1 protein-coding gene is annotated in these 761 nt (G+C 60.1%); it reads left to right on the top strand.

What is annotated here, in order from left to right:
• Positions 1-15 precede the first annotated feature (15 nt).
• Positions 16-761, top strand: a 746-nt coding sequence (gene tssI / locus ACW9JE_RS30890; RefSeq protein WP_457434931.1) for a type VI secretion system tip protein TssI/VgrG, incomplete at its 3' end; no start/stop codon positions are given.

The raw sequence follows: 761 nt of genomic DNA, 5'->3' as shown, positions 1-761 counted from the left end.
CACGAGGAACACGGAATGTTCGCACCCGCCAATCAACCCCAATTCGCCCTGACCATCCAAGGGCTTTCCAGCGACTTTCAGGTGCTGTCCCTGCGCGGTCGAGAGGCCATCAGCCAGCCGTATGCCTTCGAAGTGGAACTGGTCAGCGAGCGCTCATCGCTGGACCTCGAAACCCTGCTGCACAAACCGGCGTTCCTGCAGCTTTCCAATGGTGGCAGCGGCATTCACGGTGTGATTTACCGCGCCGCGCAAGGCGACAACGGCAAGCGTCTGACGCGCTACTCCGTGACTCTTCGCCCGCAACTGGCGTACCTGGCGCATCGCATCAACCAGCGGATTTTCCAGAACCTCAGCGTGCCGAAGATCATCGGCCAGATCCTCGAAGAGCACGGCATCCTGCGCAACGTCTACCAGTTCAACCTCGGCTCGCGTTATCCCGAGCGTCCGTACTGCGTGCAATACGATGAATCGGATCTGCACTTCATTCAGCGTCTGTGCGAGGAAGAAGGTATCCACTACCACTTCTGGCACAGCGCCACCGACCACACGCTGGTCTTCGGCGATGATCAGACGGTGTTCCCGAAACTGGCGCCGGTCGCCTATCTGCAGGACTCGGGTTTGGTCGCCAGCGAACCTGTGATCAAACGCTTCAACCTGCGCCTGGAAACCCGCACCAGCCGCACCACCCGCCGCGATTACCACTTCGAAATTCCGCGCATCACCCTCGAAAGTGAAAACCGTATCGACGCGCGGCCCGACCT

The organism is Pseudomonas sp. SDO55104_S430, from assembly GCF_054070595.1.
This window is presented reverse-complemented; position numbering and strand designations above follow the sequence as displayed.